Genomic DNA, 15,377 nt, shown 5'->3' with positions numbered 1-15,377 from the left:
ATCGAAATCTACCAAGTGTGTAAATATATGCGGAGCGGTTTCAAAAAAGATTTGGCGTTAAAGAGGTAAAAAACAAAAATAATTAATTTCGCTTGTCGCATACTGACAATTACAATCTATTCGGTTGATTTACTCATGGTTACTGGAGCATTTTTATTCTGTTGTGGAAAGTTCAGACTTTCCGAGGTGATAACACAGAGACATTGTTTTCCTGCTCCGATAACAAAAGGGCATAAGCCTGTTGGGCTGTCATTGGTTTACCCAGAAGATAACCTTGTCCAAAACGGCAACCGGTAGATTTAATGAATGCCTTTTCCTGGGGCGTTTCCACTCCTTCCGCGACAACCTCCATGTTCAAGTTACGTGCTAATTCGAGCATGCTGAGCATGATGGCTTGTGTTGAGCGGCTTTTATCAATATCGTGGACAAAGCTGCGATCAATTTTCAATACCGTGGCAGAAAAATTCTGCAGATAGGACATCGACGAATAGCCAGTACCAAAGTCATCGATTGCTATTGAAATGCCTATGTTCGTCAGCTTCTCAAAGAGTTGCTGGGTGTGATTCATCTCCTTCAACATGGCAGACTCCGTTATCTCGATTTCAAGTTCATGATTGCTGACACAGTATTCTGCCAAATGCGAAGCAATAATATTTGTAATGTCTTTACGGCTGAAGAGTGCCGCTGAAAAGTTTACGGCTATCTTCCCGGCTGGAAGCCCCTGTTGCTTCCATTCCTGTTGCTGACGGCAAATGGAGTTTAAAACGTATAAATCAATTTCTTCTATCAATCCTGTATCTTCAGCTACGCGCATAAAGCTAACTGGAGCCAGCAACCCCTGTTTTGGATGTTCCCACCTCACCAAGGCCTCGAAGCCTACAATTGAATCATTTTGCAATTCATACTGAGGCTGGTAGTGCACGGTAAACTGGTTCTCTTTAATCGCGTTATGCAAATCATGACCAATCTGAAGTTCTTGTGTCACTCGGTTCTCGATCTCCCGAGAAAAAAAACAGAAGCTTCCGCGATTGTTTTGCTTGGCCTCGTACATGGCATGATCAGAATTTATCAGCAATGCATCAGCCTCGCTTGCGTCAATAGGGTATATGGCTATACCTATACTGGCGGATAGGTCTACTTTCAGACCACCAATATCAAAGGGTTTGGCGAGTTCCAGCGATATATGTTCTGCTACTGAGCCGGCCGCCGTAGCAGCTTTTTTATGGTCATCCAGGTCAGCGAGAATTACTGTAAATTCGTCGCCGCCGATGCGTGCCACAGTGTCATCAGATCGTAAACATTGCTTTAGCCGCTTGGCGGTAAGCTTCAATATTTCATCACCTCGAGCATGTCCCAATCTATCGTTGACATTCTTGAAGCGATCCAGGTCTATGAACAATACTGCAACACAGTTTGATTTTCTTCTTGCATGGCCGACGGCCTGATCCAATCTGTCAGTAAAGAGTGATCTGTTGGGAAGTCCACTGACGGTATCGAAGTACGCTAGATAATCGAGTTTCGTATTCTGTGCCTCAATTTTCTTGCTAGTTTGCTCGATTTTATGTAAGTGCTGTTCGCGTTGCATTTCAAGACGGTAAAGGATAATGGCGAGTACGACACCCGTAGCAGCCAAGATGGTCGTTAGAAACACTGCAGTTTGCTTGAATTTGCTTAGTTCAAGCGCGATAGACTCCTGTAGCAGCGTTTCGACTTGATCAGCTTGATCAATGAAACCGGCAAAGATTCGATCGAACTCCTGATCGATACCTGATCCGGGCAGAGATGCTTCATAGTTGGAGAATCGTTGCTCGGCGATTGTTCGAAACTTGCTTAGAGAAACACGAACTGACTCTATTTGTCGTCGCATATTTATAGAATTTAGCGGTACAAACGTTCCCTCATCGTTCTTGCCTCCTTCCAACAGGGCTCGGGCATACCAATCAGATTCATCCAGATATGACCAGACATCATCGATCTGCTCGTATCTGTCTCCGGAGATAATTTCTTCGAACCTCAGGTGAGCGAGTGTGGCATTGACCTTGATCTCCATCGCTGCATCGATCTGAGGCGTGTGCCTGCTCACCATTTGTTCAACAGTCATTACCAGGTAGCCGACAATCCCAAGCGAGATTGAAATGACGATAATGAAACTGGCGGAGAGGTGTCCGATGCGACGTGTTCGCATACTATCGATTTCCTTGCGTAATAATTTTGGTTTGACCGCCTGGAAGCTATGGCCTATTAAATGCGATTGTCATGTTGGTCGTGCTCTTTTGTACCAAGGTTTGTGATTTGTGAGTAGACATGAGAGATATAGTACAGTATCTCTTTTGTTGATTTTCAATGTCATCAGGAAAATTACCTACTTCAGTTATTGCCAGTAAGCTGCAGATGTATGGCAAATTTAAAACCTGTGCGGCACCATATTTTACATCTAACCTTTTGTAAGTATTGAATATAATCAATATTGACCTCAACGGTTTCTATCTCATTATTTGAAATATTTTGATTGATTTGCCGCCTGCGGCTGAAGCACAAAAAATTTATGGAAATAGGACCTGGTTCAGGAACAGGTAACAGTCTTCAGGTGCATCTATCGGTGTGTGATTTTGTGCAGGATTTATCTATACCCTCACTGTGGGAGAGGGAGTTAGCAGGGCAGTAACGCTCTTCTCTAATCTTTGTCCATCACATGTCTACCTTCTCTCGCTCAACGGTGTAAACTCCTACAGCAGGCAGCCGATATAGCGTGTAGTCCATTTTTCAGGTTCACAATCATGTATGAACAGGTATCCCATTCTCTGTTGAATCAGATACTCGACGAGATAAAGCCCGAGATACGGGAGCGTGACCTGCGCCATTTCTACACTCGTCTGGGCGCCAATTTCTATGTCATACATCAGCTGTTTCACTATCTCTACGGCAAGCGGGAAGACTTCAAGAAGCAGATGATCCACCTGGTGGAGGTGATGGCGACACGTTATATCCAGCGCCACATCTCACTCAAGCAGCTCGATAGTGAAAGGGAGAGAGACCATAACTGGTTCCTCAGCCAGGAGTGGGTCGGCATGGCGCTCTACGCAGACGGTTTTGCCGATGATCTGCAGGGTGTCGAGAAAAAGCTGCCCTATCTGCAGGAGCTGGGTATCAACATGCTGCATGTCATGCCGGTCATGGTATGTCCGGAGGGGGCCAGTGACGGCGGCTACGCGGTGAGCGATTTTCGAAATGTGGATCCACGAGTCGGTAACCTGGATGCCATCAATATCCTCTCCTCATCCGCGCGCAAGCGCGGCATGCTGTTGATTCTGGATATGGTGCTGAACCATACATCGGATGAGCATGAGTGGGTGCAGCGCGCGCGGGCCGGGGAAAAGAAGTATCAGGACTATTTCTATATCTTCGATAACCGTGATGTGCCGGATATGTTCGAAGAGACCATGCCGGAGATCTTTCCCGAAACCTCACCGGGAAATTTCACCTGGGATGAAACAATGCAGAAGTGGGTGATGACCGTCTTCAATCACTACCAGTGGGATCTCAACTACAGTAATCCTGCGGTGTTTATCGAAATGCTCGATAACAATCTGTTTTGGGCCAACCAGGGGGCGGATGTCCTGCGCCTGGATGCGGTGGCCTTTTTATGGAAGAAGATAGGCACCACCTGTCAGAATGAGCGTGAGGCCCATTTGATACTTCAGTTGATGAAGGATTGTTGTCAGGTTACCGCGCCGGGTGTGCTGTTCATCGCCGAGGCGATTGTCGCGCCGGTGGAGATCACAAAGTATTTCGGCGAGGACGCGGTTATCGCCAAAGAGTGCGAGATCGCCTATAACGCCACCTATATGGCCCTGTTGTGGGATGCCGTTGCCACCAAGAATACGCAACTGCTCCGGCAGGGTATTCAAAGCCTGCCGACCAAACTGGACCGCGCCACCTGGCTCAACTATCTGCGCTGTCATGACGACATCGGACTTGGCTTCGACGATGCCGACATCGTTCGCGCCGGTTATCAGCCGGCCGCCCATCGTCAGTTCCTGGTCGACTACTACACCGGACGATATAACGATTCACCTGCCCGGGGCCAGCCGTTCGGAGTCAATCACAAGACCGGGGATGCGAGAATATCCGGCTCGCTGGCCTCGCTGGTGGGATTGGAAAGCGCAATTGAGAGTAATGACGATATCGCTATCGAGCGCTCGGTGAAGGTTATCCTGCTCATGCATAGCATGATCTGCTCCTTTGGCGGCATACCCCTGCTCTATTACGGTGACGAGATCGGTACGCTCAATGATCGCAGTTTCCTCAACGATGAGAACAAGGCCGGTGACAATCGCTGGCTGCAACGGCCGAAGATCGATTGGGAGAGGGCGGAGCGCCGTCATCAACACGGCACTCCGGAGCAGCGGATCTTCAATGGCCTGAAGAAGATGATCGCCGCACGCAAAGGAATCCCCGCCTTTGCCGACTTCAACAATCGGGAGTTGATCGATGTGGAAAATCCCCATCTGTTCGTGTTCTGGCGCACCGATCCCTTTGTCCCGCTGGGATCGGTATTGGTGGTGTGCAACTTCGACGATTCGCCTCAATACATGGAACTCTCCGCATTGGGTAACAGGGGCATGTTCGAGTATGGCAACCTGAAAGACATCTATTCGGGTGAATCGCCCAGGCTGTTCAAGGACCAATTGGTCGTGCCGCCGTTCCAGTTCTATTGGCTGACGGATGAACGTCCCGATGTGGGTTTTTGATTCCCGCAATCCGGGCCTGGAAAGACGATCTCCATCGATCGTGATCCATTTGTGAGAATTCCGTGAACAATGCGCCAACAGTGTATGATGGAATCTGGAGTAACTGCTGGGGGGAAGGCTGATCTCATGCGCCGTAAAGTACTTATCGTTGAAGACGAGCCCGATATCGCTCATCTGGTACAGACGCACCTGAACGATATTGGCTGCGATGCCGACATCGCCGGCAATGGCGCCGCGGCGATGAATCTGTTCAACAAGGGCGGTTATCATCTGGTGGTGCTCGACCTGATGTTGCCCGACACGGATGGCCTCACCCTGTGCCGCAACATGCGTGCTGCGGGTGACTATGTGGCGATTCTGATGCTCACCGCAAAATCCACCGAGCTCGACCGGGTGGTGGGGCTCGAAATGGGGGCGGACGATTATCTCACCAAACCCTTCAGCGTTCCGGAATTGCTGGCGCGGATCAAGGCACTGTTTCGCCGCATGGAGGCACTGCCGAGTGGCGGTACGACAAGCGGTAAACAGGAGATCATAGAGCGGGGCGGCCTGTCGCTGGATGTGGACAAACGTAGCGTGAAGATCGACGGCAAACTGGTGGAACTGACGGCAAAGGAGTTTGATCTGCTGCTCTATTTCGCGCGCAATCCGGGACGCGTCTTCAGCCGGATTCAGCTGCTGGATAAGGTGTGGGGATACAATCACGACGGATATGAGCATACCGTCAACTCCCATATCAACAGATTGCGCTCAAAGATCGAGACAGACCCAGCGGCGCCGCGATATGTACTCACAGTATGGGGAGTAGGGTACAAATTCAGCGAGGAACAGGAGTGAGTGTTGTCCGGCATACCCACTCAATGAACGCATAACTCAACAGATAACGATTAAATGTTTCGAACTCTATACTCCCGGCTATCCCTTGCGTTGATCGGTCTCTTCCTGGTGACCGGGCTGCTCTATGCCTTGATAACGGCCGCGACCACCGAACGCTACCTGCAGGAGATCACCCAGCACTTCAACCGCGACCTTGCCGCGAGAATCGTGGCTGACCGGGGATTGGTGATCGATGGTGAAATGGATGACAAGGCGCTGAAAAAGACCTTCAGCGTCTTCATGGACATCAATCCCAGCATCGAGATCTACCTGCTCGACAAGGTGGGCAAGATCCTTGCGTTTTCCGCCGATCCCGGCAAGGTGAAGCGTAAGCGGGTGGATCTGCAACCGATCCAGGCCTTCATGCGCGGGGAGGGCTTTCCTCTCCTTGGCGACGACCCGCGCTCCCACGACCGCCGCAAGGCCTTTTCGGTGACCCCGGTGCCTGCCGGTGACATGCCTGCGGGCTACCTCTATGTGGTGTTGCGTGGAGAGGAGTACGACAACGCGGAGCAGGCGGTGCAGGAGAGCTATGCCCTGCGCTACAGTGCCAGTGCCGTGGCGGTCAGTCTGGGATTCGGGCTCCTCTCCGGTCTGCTGCTGTTTTTCTGGCTCACCCGGCGCGTACAGCGCCTCTCACAGGTGATGTCGTCGTTTCAGCAAAGCGACTTCACCCGGCACGAACAGTTCACGAAGACTGATACAGGCCCCGGCGGTGACGAAGTGGATCGACTGGGGGCCGCCTTCGATGAAATGGCAAGCCGAATTATCGATCAGTGGGGCCAGCTCAAAGAGCAGGACCGGCTGCGCCGGGAGCTGGTGGCCCAGGTCTCCCACGATCTGCGCACCCCCCTCGCCGCGCTGCACGGCTACCTGGAGACGGTCAACATGAAGGGCGAGGATCTCAACGAAGCGCGCAGGGACGAATACCTGGGCATCGCCCTCAACCAGAGCGAACGGCTGAAGCGCATGGTGGAGGAGCTGTTCGAATTAGCCCAGCTCGAAGCCCGGGACACCAAGCCGGTCTGCGAACCGATGCCGCTGGCGGAACTGGTGCAGGATGTGATTCAGAAATTTCAACTCCGCGCCCGGCAGGCGGGGGTCACCCTGGACTGGCAGATCCCTGAAACCTCACCCTTCGTGAATGCCGATTTCGCCCTCACAGAACGGGTCCTCGACAACCTCATCGCCAATGCCCCGGATCATGTGGAGGAGGGCGGTAGGGTCACCCTGCAGATCACCGAACAGGACCGACAGGCAGTGGTGAATGTCACCGATAGCGGCAGTGGTATCAGCGAGGATGATTTACCTCATATTTTCGATCCCTTCTACAAAAAACGCGGGACAGGCAAAGAGGGTGGTCATGCCGGATTAGGGCTGGCCATCGCACAGCGCATGGTTGAACTACAAGGTGGTCACATAACCGCTTCCAACAGTGAAGGCGGTGGGGCTTGTTTTAGTTTTACCCTGCCACTTGTATAGAAGACATGGATATCCCAGGATTCCGCCTGCACCCTCTTACTGGGAAGCTTGAGGGTCATTGGGCTATAGACGTTAACCGGAACTGGCGCATTGTTTTCAGATTCGAAGATGGTGACGCTTATGTAGTCAATTACGAGGATTACCACTGATGACGATTCGACCATACAATCCACCACATCCGGGAGAGCTGATTCAGCGAACCTACATTGACCCCTTCGATGGTGTCTCTATAGCCAGTGTGGCCAGGGAGCTTGGCGTGGACAAGAGTACCTTTAATCGCTTGGTGAACTGCAAGGCCGACATTTCTCCTGAAATAGCAGTGCGCCTATCGGCTGTCCTGGGGCGTACTGCTGAAAGCTGGCTTGCCTTGCAGGACCACTATGATTTATGGAAAGCCCGTAAATCAGTAGACACGGAAAAATTACACCGATTGCAATATGAAGTAGCCTAATTTTATAACTGAATCAAAATACGGGAGCCGACACGTTAGTACAGGAAACGACTACTAATAGCTAAACAGCTTCTCCACCTAGTAATAAGATGACTGCTCCTGATAGTTTTCAGATATACCTTGGATGAATGGAAATGTCTGCTTTGATTAGAATTGCCTTTGACCCCCTTTCTGCACAAGATGTCCGCTATGGTCGTACAGCGGGCCCTAATCTGACACTCATTGCTTGATCAAGTCTGAAATAACACAGCAACACTATAATGAGCCTGATGCTAAGAATGCATCGTTCATCCAACTCTCTATGCTTTTTTGTCATCCACCACAATCAATGCTAACAAGGCACTGTTGTCGGACAAGTTCTATATAGTTCCTACAGTCCTCTGTGGGAATCCGTATCTCGGTCTACTCCTTTGGCTTATCAAAATACATTCCACACAGGAACTCGGGTGCGATACGAAAAGGTTTTAAACAACACGGCAACCTAGCTCATAAATGAATCTGCTAAAAAAGTATCAAAATACGCTACTAATAGACCATCAAAATAGAGCTTTTCATAACGCAGTTTAAATATCTAAGCCTCATCGCTACTGTTGTCTTATCTCCGTCACGGAGAGAAACACATTAGATTAATGGAGCTTTGTCATGTTCACTCTAATAAAACAGGTTAAATACTTGGTTGTAGGTATCTCGCTGCTAGCCGCCCAAAGCGCATTTGCGGCAGGCCTGATGACCCCTAAATCCGGAAATCTCCCTCAATTGGAAATCAGGCAGCACCATGTTGAGGTCACCATCGAGGATGGTTACGCTGTGACCTCTGTCGAACAGGTTTTCTACAATCCCAACGACGCTGAACTCGAGGCGATTTACTCTTTTCCCGTACCGGAGAAAGCTTCTGTAGGAGAGTTCACCTACTGGATCGAGGGCAAACCGGTTACAGGAGAGGTGTTGGAGAAACAACGGGCGAAGGAAGTCTATCAACAGGAACGCGATCAAGGCAGGGAAGCTGCCCTGACAGAGCAAGACAGTTACCGTACGTTCGACAGTTACGTCTACCCGGTCAAGCCTCAGCAGGATGTCAGAATTCGACTTGTCTACATCCAGCCCGCGCACCTGGACAGTGGCATTGGACGCTATGTCTACCCCCTGGAAGAGGGCGGTGTGGATGAGCAACGTCTCGCCTTCTGGAGCTATAACGATGTTGTCACTGAAGCGTTCAGTTTCGATCTGAAGTTGCGTTCATCCTACCCCATCGATGAGATGCGGCTGCCTCAACATCCACAGGCAACGGCGAGTTCTCTATCCCCTCAAGAGTGGTCTGTTTCTCTGCACAACGGTCAGGCCGGCTCGGAGCAGGAATCGACACAAGCCCCATCTGCTGTTGTCCAAAAACTGGATAGGGATATCGTGGTCTACTGGCGTCACCAACAGGGTCTGCCCGGCAGTGTCGACATGGTAACCCATAAAGAGCCTGGTAAAGAGCGCGGCACCTTTATGCTCACGGTAACCCCGGGTGATGACTTAACCTCAATCAACGAAGGTCGCGACTGGGTTTTCGTCCTTGATCTCTCCGGCTCCATGAAAGGCAAATACCAAAGTCTGGTGGAAGGGGTCCGCAAGGGGCTGGCAAATCTCTCCGATCGGGATCGTTTCAAAATCGTGCTGTTCAAAAATCACGCCCGGGAACTCACTTCCGGTTATGTACAGGCAACTGCGGACAACGCCCGGCGTTTTTTAAACAAGCTTGAAAACACCGGCCCATCGGGCAGCACCAATCTCTATGCCGGTTTGGAACGTGGTATCAAGGGGCTCGACTCAGATCGTTCAAGCGCCATCATTCTGGTCACCGACGGGGTCGCCAATGTGGGTATCACGGAGAAAAAGGATTTCCTCAAACTTCTAGAACGTTATGACGTGAGACTCTTCAGTTTCGTCATGGGCAACAGCGCCAACCGTCCGCTGCTGGAAGGGATGACCAAAATCTCCAACGGTTTTTCCATTAGTGTCTCGAATAGCGACGACATCGTCGGCCAGTTGTTGCTGGCCACAGACAAACTCACTCATGAAGCGCTGCATGATATCGATGTGAAGATACGGGGCGTGAAGGTCAAGGATCTAACCCCATCACGAATCGGTTCCCTGTATCGAGGCAGGCAACTGATCCTGTTCGGTCACTATTGGGGTGACGGTGTCGCCGATGTCACCATCAGCGGCAAGGTTTCCGGCCAACCTGCGGAGTATTCATCCAGGTTTGAATTTCCCGGCCATAGCACACGCAATCCGGAAATTGAGCGTCTCTGGGCATTCGCCACGATAGAAGACCTGCAAAACCAGATCGACTACCTTGGGGAAGACGCCGACAGTCGTCAGGCAATCATCGATGTGGCCAAAGAATTCAGCTTGGTCACTGACTATACTTCGATGGTGGTGTTACGCGAAGAACAGTTCCAACACTATGGCGTCGAGCGCCGCAATCAGGTGAGGGTTGCGAAAGAACAAGCAGCCCGGCAACAACGAAGCACAGCACCCGTCGTCGACAACAGAGTGGATAAACAGCAGCCCATGTACAGCACGCCTCGCGCCTATCCCTCCTCTGGAAGCAGTGGCGGTGGAGCCTTCGGGCCGTGGTTGTTGCTACTCCTGTTTCCGTTGTGGAAAGCCAACCAACGTCGCCGTAACGCCAAGTGACAACCGTCACAATCTCCGGCCAGGCTGATGCCTGGCCGGGTATGGGAGTGTAAGATGATATTTCCCAAGCTAACGGTTGGTGCAGTACTGATTACCGCAGTTCTGATGGCCATGCCTCAACACCATGGACACTTCTATTTTGATCTGTCACCTGTCATGTCAGGAGAGTGGTGGCGGCTGCTGACCGGTCATCTGATCCATTCAGATTGGGAGCACTGGTTCTGGAATGCCGCAGCACTTGCGGTTCTCGGGAGCTATCTGGAGCAACAGTCAAAATACCTGTGGTTTCAGGGTATGCTGGCAGGCATGATCAGTGTCAATCTCTTGCTCTTGTCCGATTGGTCCCAGATCACCCGATATTGTGGGCTTTCGGGTGCACTCAATACACTGCTGGCGGTTGCGCTCTTTCACTATTGGCGGGAAACCCGATCAGCTTGGGTCATCGTCGCAGCGCTGGTCTGCATGAGCAAATTGATGATTGAACTCTTGTCTGGAACCTCACTGCTTACCCAACTATCCTGGCCACCCTTCCCCCCCGCCCATCTTGCGGGAACACTGGCCGGAGTGATTCTGATCATAAGCACAAAGCACTTCTGCCCAAAGACTAATAGCTGTGTTTAGATTGAATTGCATATCATTGACAGATTTTCATAACTATTGAGCGAACCAGAAAGTTGAGTATTACCGACCAACCCACTGCCGATCCATGCGCTTTTTTTTACCCCTTTAGGGTCCCTTCGCGGAGCGTCGCTGACCACAATGCCGATATTGCGGGTATTCCATTAAGTATTCTGATTACTATCATCAACGAGCGTGAAGTACCAAATATATGGTGGGGGGTCTTTTCGAAATGACAGGTCAGGATGCCCGGGGCGTCCTGCTACAGATCGCAGATCAGCATAGTCACCCGTTCGCCAGGGAGAGCGACCTTTTCAGAGTACTGGCTGCAAGCGGCCGGTTTTCTAGCGCTTGCCCACTTTATACTTTTGCTTGATGACTCTGCTGGCAACCTTGTCGGACGCATCGATGGAGAGATCGGTGGCGATACCGACAGCGGCTACGATGATGTCTTTAGGGTCCGACGCTGACAGCAGAAGTTCCCAACCGTAACCGAAACCTTTTTCCAGCCACCCCGTATTGGGTTTGCGCGCCTTCAATTCGGCGAGTGCCGCGGTATAAGTCTTGTGGGCCTTCCGACCGTCTTTGACCTTCGATGCGAGTTCTATGGTCTTCTCGATGATCTTGTGGACTGTCTTTTCGAGCTTCTCGATCTCTCCTATCCGTTTCGGTTTCAGCTTTTTGAGCTTTTCTGTTTCGGTCAAGACCTTTTCCAGCTTCTTGGACAGCTCATGAGACTTGAGATCGATGCCGTTGAGCTTGTCGTGAAACTGTCCGGTCATCCGGTCGCACTCTGAAATGGTCGTCTGGCTTGTGCCGAAAACCGTCCTTACGGCTTCGTAGTTCAATTCAGTCGCCATGACCGTCGCCTTCGACCTGCCGGGGCCAACCTTTTTGCCCTTTATAATATCCAGATAGCGTGCCTGGAGTTTCTCCAGCGACTTGATGATTTTTTTCTGCACCGTGTCGGCCGAAATAGCCAGGTTGTAAATGTCCTTGCCCAGACCGACCGACGATTTCAGGATACCGATGATGCCTAGAGTCAGGCTGGCCCAAGTCCCTACAGCAGCCGCGCCTCCCGAGGCGACAGTTGCCACCGTCGAGCCGACGGTCATGCCGACACCGGTCGCTAACCCGGCCGTTCCGGCGGTGAGCTTTGCGCCTGCAACGATCTTATATTTTCGGTACTCGGCTTTGGTCCGGGTCAATTCCATCCACACTTTTTCCGCCTGCCGGGCTGCCATGGTTGAGGCGGAATGGGTGTATCCTTTGGCGGTCTCCTGAAACTTATCCAGGATCTTGAGCATCTCCTCCATGTCGTCGATCTTGGCCGCAGCCACGGCCTGAGGGTCGAATTTATTCACCACGTTGCCAAGGTTCCTGACAACGTTTCCGGTCATATAGGCGCGGATTTTGTCCTGCAGCTTCTGGTACAAAAGCGGATCCTGTTTGAAGGCCGTCTGAAGCTTGGGATTGTTGGGGAAGGTTACTTCGACCAAAATCTTGTCGATAGTCAACATCTTGGGCCTGAACTGCTCCTTGACCCGTGGCCAAAGGTCCATCTGGAAAATCACGATCCCGGACATAGACACCTCCATTCACTGTAAAGGACGAGGATAGAAAGATCATAACCCGGACCCACTCTTCAGGAACAGCCCTTTAGGTAAATTATATAACGGTGTTAAACATGTGATGTATGCCACACTCTTATGTAATCCTTTTCTGAAAAAAGCTGGCAGTTATCGATCGCCTGTTTCATTACCAGACTAATTATCGTTACTCTTTTGTCACCCAAGGAAGGGAAGCAGCAAAAAGGTAACAGGGACATGAAAAGATCGACGATCATTGCATACTCGGTGCTATTTATCCTTGCACTGTCACTTCAAGGATGCGGTGACAATGGCAGTTCTTCTGGTAACCCACCGGATATTGGTGACCAATTCAACAAAGACCATACTGCCGAATATACTGCGCACAGTTACACGGGCAGTAAAACCCAAACTGTCATCAACGAGGATCTCGCCCTATCCGCCGTATCCGGTGTTCTGTTCGGTATGTATCTGACATAGATGGCATAGTTCAGGAAATATCCAACAGTTCGCAGTTTGCGCTAGGTATAACTTGAGCAGGCATTATTTCTTCAGTCATCGCATCAGTCCGAAGTGTCAACTGCCTATATTAAACGATGCTGAGGATAAAAGGTTATCAGGATGAACAGTAAAACCATTAACAGGGAGTCAGGACAGGCGCTGCCACTTGGTATAGCCTTTCTTATGTCTACAATCCTATTGGGTCTGGTGCTTTTCAATACAGGTCAGACGGCTTCCGAACGATCACGTCTTATCAATACAGCAGATGCTGCAGTCTACAGTGGTCTTGTCTGGCAGGCGCGCGCGCTCAATTTCCAGGCCTATACGAATCGGGCGATGGTTGCCAACCAGGTTTCTATCGGTCAGTTGGTGAGTCTGACATCCTGGACGCAATACGCTTATATCCTCGCTCGAAACATCGATTCCATTCTTGATTATTTTCCGATTGATGAACTCTCTATCGAGGCTGCGGAGATAATAACGGAGACGATCGACGATGTTGCAGTTAATATCGCTGAGACCTTCATCCCTATCATAGACAGTATAAATGGAATGTTGAGCAGGACACAGCAAGCAGTCTATGTGGCGAGTTTTGCAGCAACCCCGGCCATTGTCAGGGAGGTGGTCGAGGAAAATGATGAGCGTTACAACACTAACACGGCCTATGCAGTGATAGGTTTGGGCGAAAATGCGCTAGGCTGGCAAAATTTGGTGAGACGCTATGACGATGAGGATGGACTGCTGCGTAAAGCGGATGTGGTCAATCGGTCAAAAGATGAATTCACCAATGCAAGAAATCTTGGGACTAGTCAACTAATACCTAATGCACCGGATGTATTGAATCTTGGTATAACTCGACTATGGCTGAGAAAGGAAGGTAGAACAAACCTTGTTTCAGATGCTCAAGACGGCTCAATGCAATGGGAGTGGAAGGGTAAAGATACGTTTTCCCTGCATAGAGAGGACCTGGAGTTTACACGTAGAGGTCCAAGATGGGTTCATGGGGAATTACCCCTGGGCTGGGGTTCGCGTCATGTAAACGGCGATTTCGAATGTGAAGAGGGCCAAGATCGTAGCCGATGGTGGTCTTGGCGATATTCGGATGATGGCTGCCCGCGTTATACGCAGCAGAACAGACGGGCGGAAATGATCGCCAACCTTAGTCAGGAAGCGCTGGACGCTGAGTACAACGGCATACGTGCCTACAATGACTTGAGGAACTTAAGCCGGCAGAATGGAGATCCCCGCCTTGCATTGCGCTTGGAGGTGGAACTGCCGCAAAGTGATGTCAGAACCGCATCGAAGATCGATGGCCTGGGGTCTGATTCCGTGCCTGAAGATGAGCTGAGGAGCGGCATGGGCGAAGGCATGTTTGGCACTGAGGATCAGATGGCGGGAGAAGGCATGGCAATAATCGCCAGTGGCGAACTCTTCTTTCATCCTCCCGATGACTATGTTCCTGCCAGAAGGAGAGGCCGGTATGAAATCGCCAGTCTTTTCAGTCCCTATTGGGAGGTGCGACTGACCGATACGCCTCTGGAACGTCGTTTCATGGCCTGGACCTTGCGGGATGAAAACCTGTTGACTGAAGGCGCATCAGGTATTTCATCCGGTGTTGAGCACTATATCCATGAACGGGAGGAGGAACTGGCTCGACTGCGCGGCTTGGAACAGTCACTTCAGGATCAGTTGAACGATACAATAGACGTTACCCGTCGTGCAGAGTTGGAAACAGAGCTTGTTGCTGTCGGCTCACAGATAACACACCTGGAATCAACCAGTGGTAATGCCCTGATGCTGACCGATGGCCTGCAGCAAGAGATGGCTCAGGGTGTCAGTGAAGCGGCCCAAATTCAGGTCGGCCAGTACGAACATATGTTGCAAGAGTATGCCGAGCAAGGGGGAGAAGAGATAGTCGATCAGTTTGAAGATGAGGTAGTGGATCAGATAACGGATCAGATGCAGCAGACCCTTGAAGCGGCTGCAGAGGAAGCTGTCGAGAGTACCTTAAACTCAATTATTATTATTAACTGAGAATCTGTTGGAAATTTCCGGGATCATAGTGGGTGGGTAATCAAAACGGATCCAGCGGTTGATTATGAGCATAAAGCGATAAAGAAGGGATATATCACCGATAAAAGAAGTGGTGGTCAAAGCGCGACGGTTGAATTAGGAGAACCGGATGCAGATCAAAAGGAACTTGATCCGACTGTTCAAAGGGCAGTGCGGGGCGGCGATGACAGAGTTGCTGGTCTCACTGCCGGCACTGTTGCTGATGGGGCTGGGTGGACTGCAGACGGCGCTGCTGTTCGATGCCAAAATCATAGTCAATAGTGCAACCTTCGAGGCGGTGCGCAAGGGCGCGGTCAACCACGCCCAGAGCGACGCCATGCGCCGGGAGCTGGGGCTGCGCCTGGCACCCCT

At 51.0% G+C, this 15,377-nt stretch carries 12 protein-coding genes; 10 read left to right on the top strand and 2 right to left on the bottom strand.

Features of this window, described 5'->3' with window-relative positions; translation table 11 throughout:
• Positions 1-172: 172 nt before the first annotated feature.
• The gene (locus tag CODIS_RS16805) at positions 173-2,185 is read right to left on the bottom strand and encodes a putative bifunctional diguanylate cyclase/phosphodiesterase (protein WP_069127206.1); all 2,013 of its coding nucleotides are present in this window, start codon (positions 2,183-2,185) and stop codon (positions 173-175) included.
• Positions 2,186-2,777: 592 nt separating this feature from the next.
• On the opposite strand from CODIS_RS16805, the gene CODIS_RS16800 reads away from it, so the two are divergent.
• From CODIS_RS16800 to rrtA, 7 genes are all read left to right on the top strand, one after another.
• Positions 2,778-4,751 carry an amylosucrase gene (locus tag CODIS_RS16800; protein WP_069127205.1) on the top strand — a complete coding sequence of 658 codons (1,974 nt, stop codon included), beginning with the start codon at positions 2,778-2,780 and terminating at the stop codon, positions 4,749-4,751.
• Positions 4,752-4,877: 126 nt separating this feature from the next.
• Positions 4,878-5,588, top strand: coding sequence for a response regulator transcription factor (locus CODIS_RS16795; RefSeq protein ID WP_069127204.1), 711 nt, complete (start codon positions 4,878-4,880; stop codon positions 5,586-5,588).
• Positions 5,589-5,642: 54 nt separating this feature from the next.
• The gene (locus tag CODIS_RS16790) at positions 5,643-7,109 is read left to right on the top strand and encodes a sensor histidine kinase (RefSeq protein ID WP_069127203.1); all 1,467 of its coding nucleotides are present in this window, start codon (positions 5,643-5,645) and stop codon (positions 7,107-7,109) included.
• Positions 7,110-7,114: 5 nt separating this feature from the next.
• Positions 7,115-7,258, top strand: a complete 144-nt coding sequence (locus tag CODIS_RS16785) for a type II toxin-antitoxin system RelE/ParE family toxin (protein WP_083220853.1) — start codon at positions 7,115-7,117, stop codon at positions 7,256-7,258.
• A complete protein-coding gene (locus CODIS_RS16780; RefSeq protein ID WP_069127202.1) occupies positions 7,258-7,560 on the top strand; it encodes a HigA family addiction module antitoxin in 303 nt (100 codons plus the stop codon). The genes CODIS_RS16785 and CODIS_RS16780 overlap by 1 nt, the downstream gene beginning before the upstream one ends.
• A gap of 642 nt (positions 7,561-8,202) precedes the next feature.
• Positions 8,203-10,245, top strand: a complete 2,043-nt coding sequence (locus CODIS_RS16775; protein WP_069127201.1) for a VIT and vWA domain-containing protein — start codon at positions 8,203-8,205, stop codon at positions 10,243-10,245.
• Between the two features lie 54 nt (positions 10,246-10,299).
• Positions 10,300-10,866, top strand: coding sequence for a rhombosortase (gene rrtA / locus CODIS_RS16770; protein WP_069127200.1), 567 nt, complete (start codon positions 10,300-10,302; stop codon positions 10,864-10,866).
• Positions 10,867-11,207: 341 nt separating this feature from the next.
• Here the strand turns inward: rrtA and CODIS_RS16765 are convergent, their stop codons facing one another.
• Positions 11,208-12,449: a hypothetical protein gene (locus CODIS_RS16765; protein ID WP_069127199.1), complete on the bottom strand. Its 1,242-nt coding sequence runs from the start codon at positions 12,447-12,449 to the stop codon at positions 11,208-11,210.
• 240 nt (positions 12,450-12,689) lie between these two features.
• Between CODIS_RS16765 and CODIS_RS16760 the strand changes: the two genes are divergently transcribed.
• From CODIS_RS16760 to CODIS_RS16750, 3 genes are all read left to right on the top strand, one after another.
• Positions 12,690-12,932, top strand: coding sequence for a hypothetical protein (locus CODIS_RS16760; protein ID WP_069127198.1), 243 nt, complete (start codon positions 12,690-12,692; stop codon positions 12,930-12,932).
• Between the two features lie 141 nt (positions 12,933-13,073).
• On the top strand, positions 13,074-14,987 hold the full coding sequence (locus CODIS_RS16755) for a Tad domain-containing protein (RefSeq protein ID WP_069127197.1): 1,914 nt from the start codon (positions 13,074-13,076) through the stop codon (positions 14,985-14,987).
• 148 nt (positions 14,988-15,135) lie between these two features.
• Positions 15,136-15,377: TadE/TadG family type IV pilus assembly protein (locus CODIS_RS16750; protein WP_201259041.1), on the top strand; the 242-nt coding region annotated here is incomplete at its 3' end.

Origin of the sequence: Candidatus Thiodiazotropha endolucinida, from assembly GCF_001715975.1 — a bacterium.
In the GTDB taxonomy this organism is placed as follows: domain Bacteria; phylum Pseudomonadota; class Gammaproteobacteria; order Chromatiales; family Chromatiaceae; genus Thiodiazotropha; species Thiodiazotropha endolucinida.
This window is presented reverse-complemented; position numbering and strand designations above follow the sequence as displayed.

Excerpts from the sequence above, each read along its gene's own strand:
- CODIS_RS16780 (WP_069127202.1), top strand. The coding sequence starts at position 7,258 with ATGACGATTCGACCATACAATCCACCACATCCGGGAGAGCTGATTCAG.
- CODIS_RS16755 (WP_069127197.1), top strand. The coding sequence starts at position 13,074 with ATGAACAGTAAAACCATTAACAGGGAGTCAGGACAGGCGCTGCCACTT.
- CODIS_RS16765 (WP_069127199.1), bottom strand. The coding sequence starts at position 12,449 with ATGTCCGGGATCGTGATTTTCCAGATGGACCTTTGGCCACGGGTCAAG.
- CODIS_RS16785 (WP_083220853.1), top strand. The coding sequence starts at position 7,115 with ATGGATATCCCAGGATTCCGCCTGCACCCTCTTACTGGGAAGCTTGAG.
- CODIS_RS16800 (WP_069127205.1), top strand. The coding sequence starts at position 2,778 with ATGTATGAACAGGTATCCCATTCTCTGTTGAATCAGATACTCGACGAG.
- CODIS_RS16805 (WP_069127206.1), bottom strand. The coding sequence starts at position 2,185 with ATGCGAACACGTCGCATCGGACACCTCTCCGCCAGTTTCATTATCGTC.
- CODIS_RS16790 (WP_069127203.1), top strand. The coding sequence starts at position 5,643 with ATGTTTCGAACTCTATACTCCCGGCTATCCCTTGCGTTGATCGGTCTC.
- CODIS_RS16760 (WP_069127198.1), top strand. The coding sequence starts at position 12,690 with ATGAAAAGATCGACGATCATTGCATACTCGGTGCTATTTATCCTTGCA.
- CODIS_RS16775 (WP_069127201.1), top strand. The coding sequence starts at position 8,203 with ATGTTCACTCTAATAAAACAGGTTAAATACTTGGTTGTAGGTATCTCG.
- CODIS_RS16795 (WP_069127204.1), top strand. The coding sequence starts at position 4,878 with ATGCGCCGTAAAGTACTTATCGTTGAAGACGAGCCCGATATCGCTCAT.
- rrtA (WP_069127200.1), top strand. The coding sequence starts at position 10,300 with ATGATATTTCCCAAGCTAACGGTTGGTGCAGTACTGATTACCGCAGTT.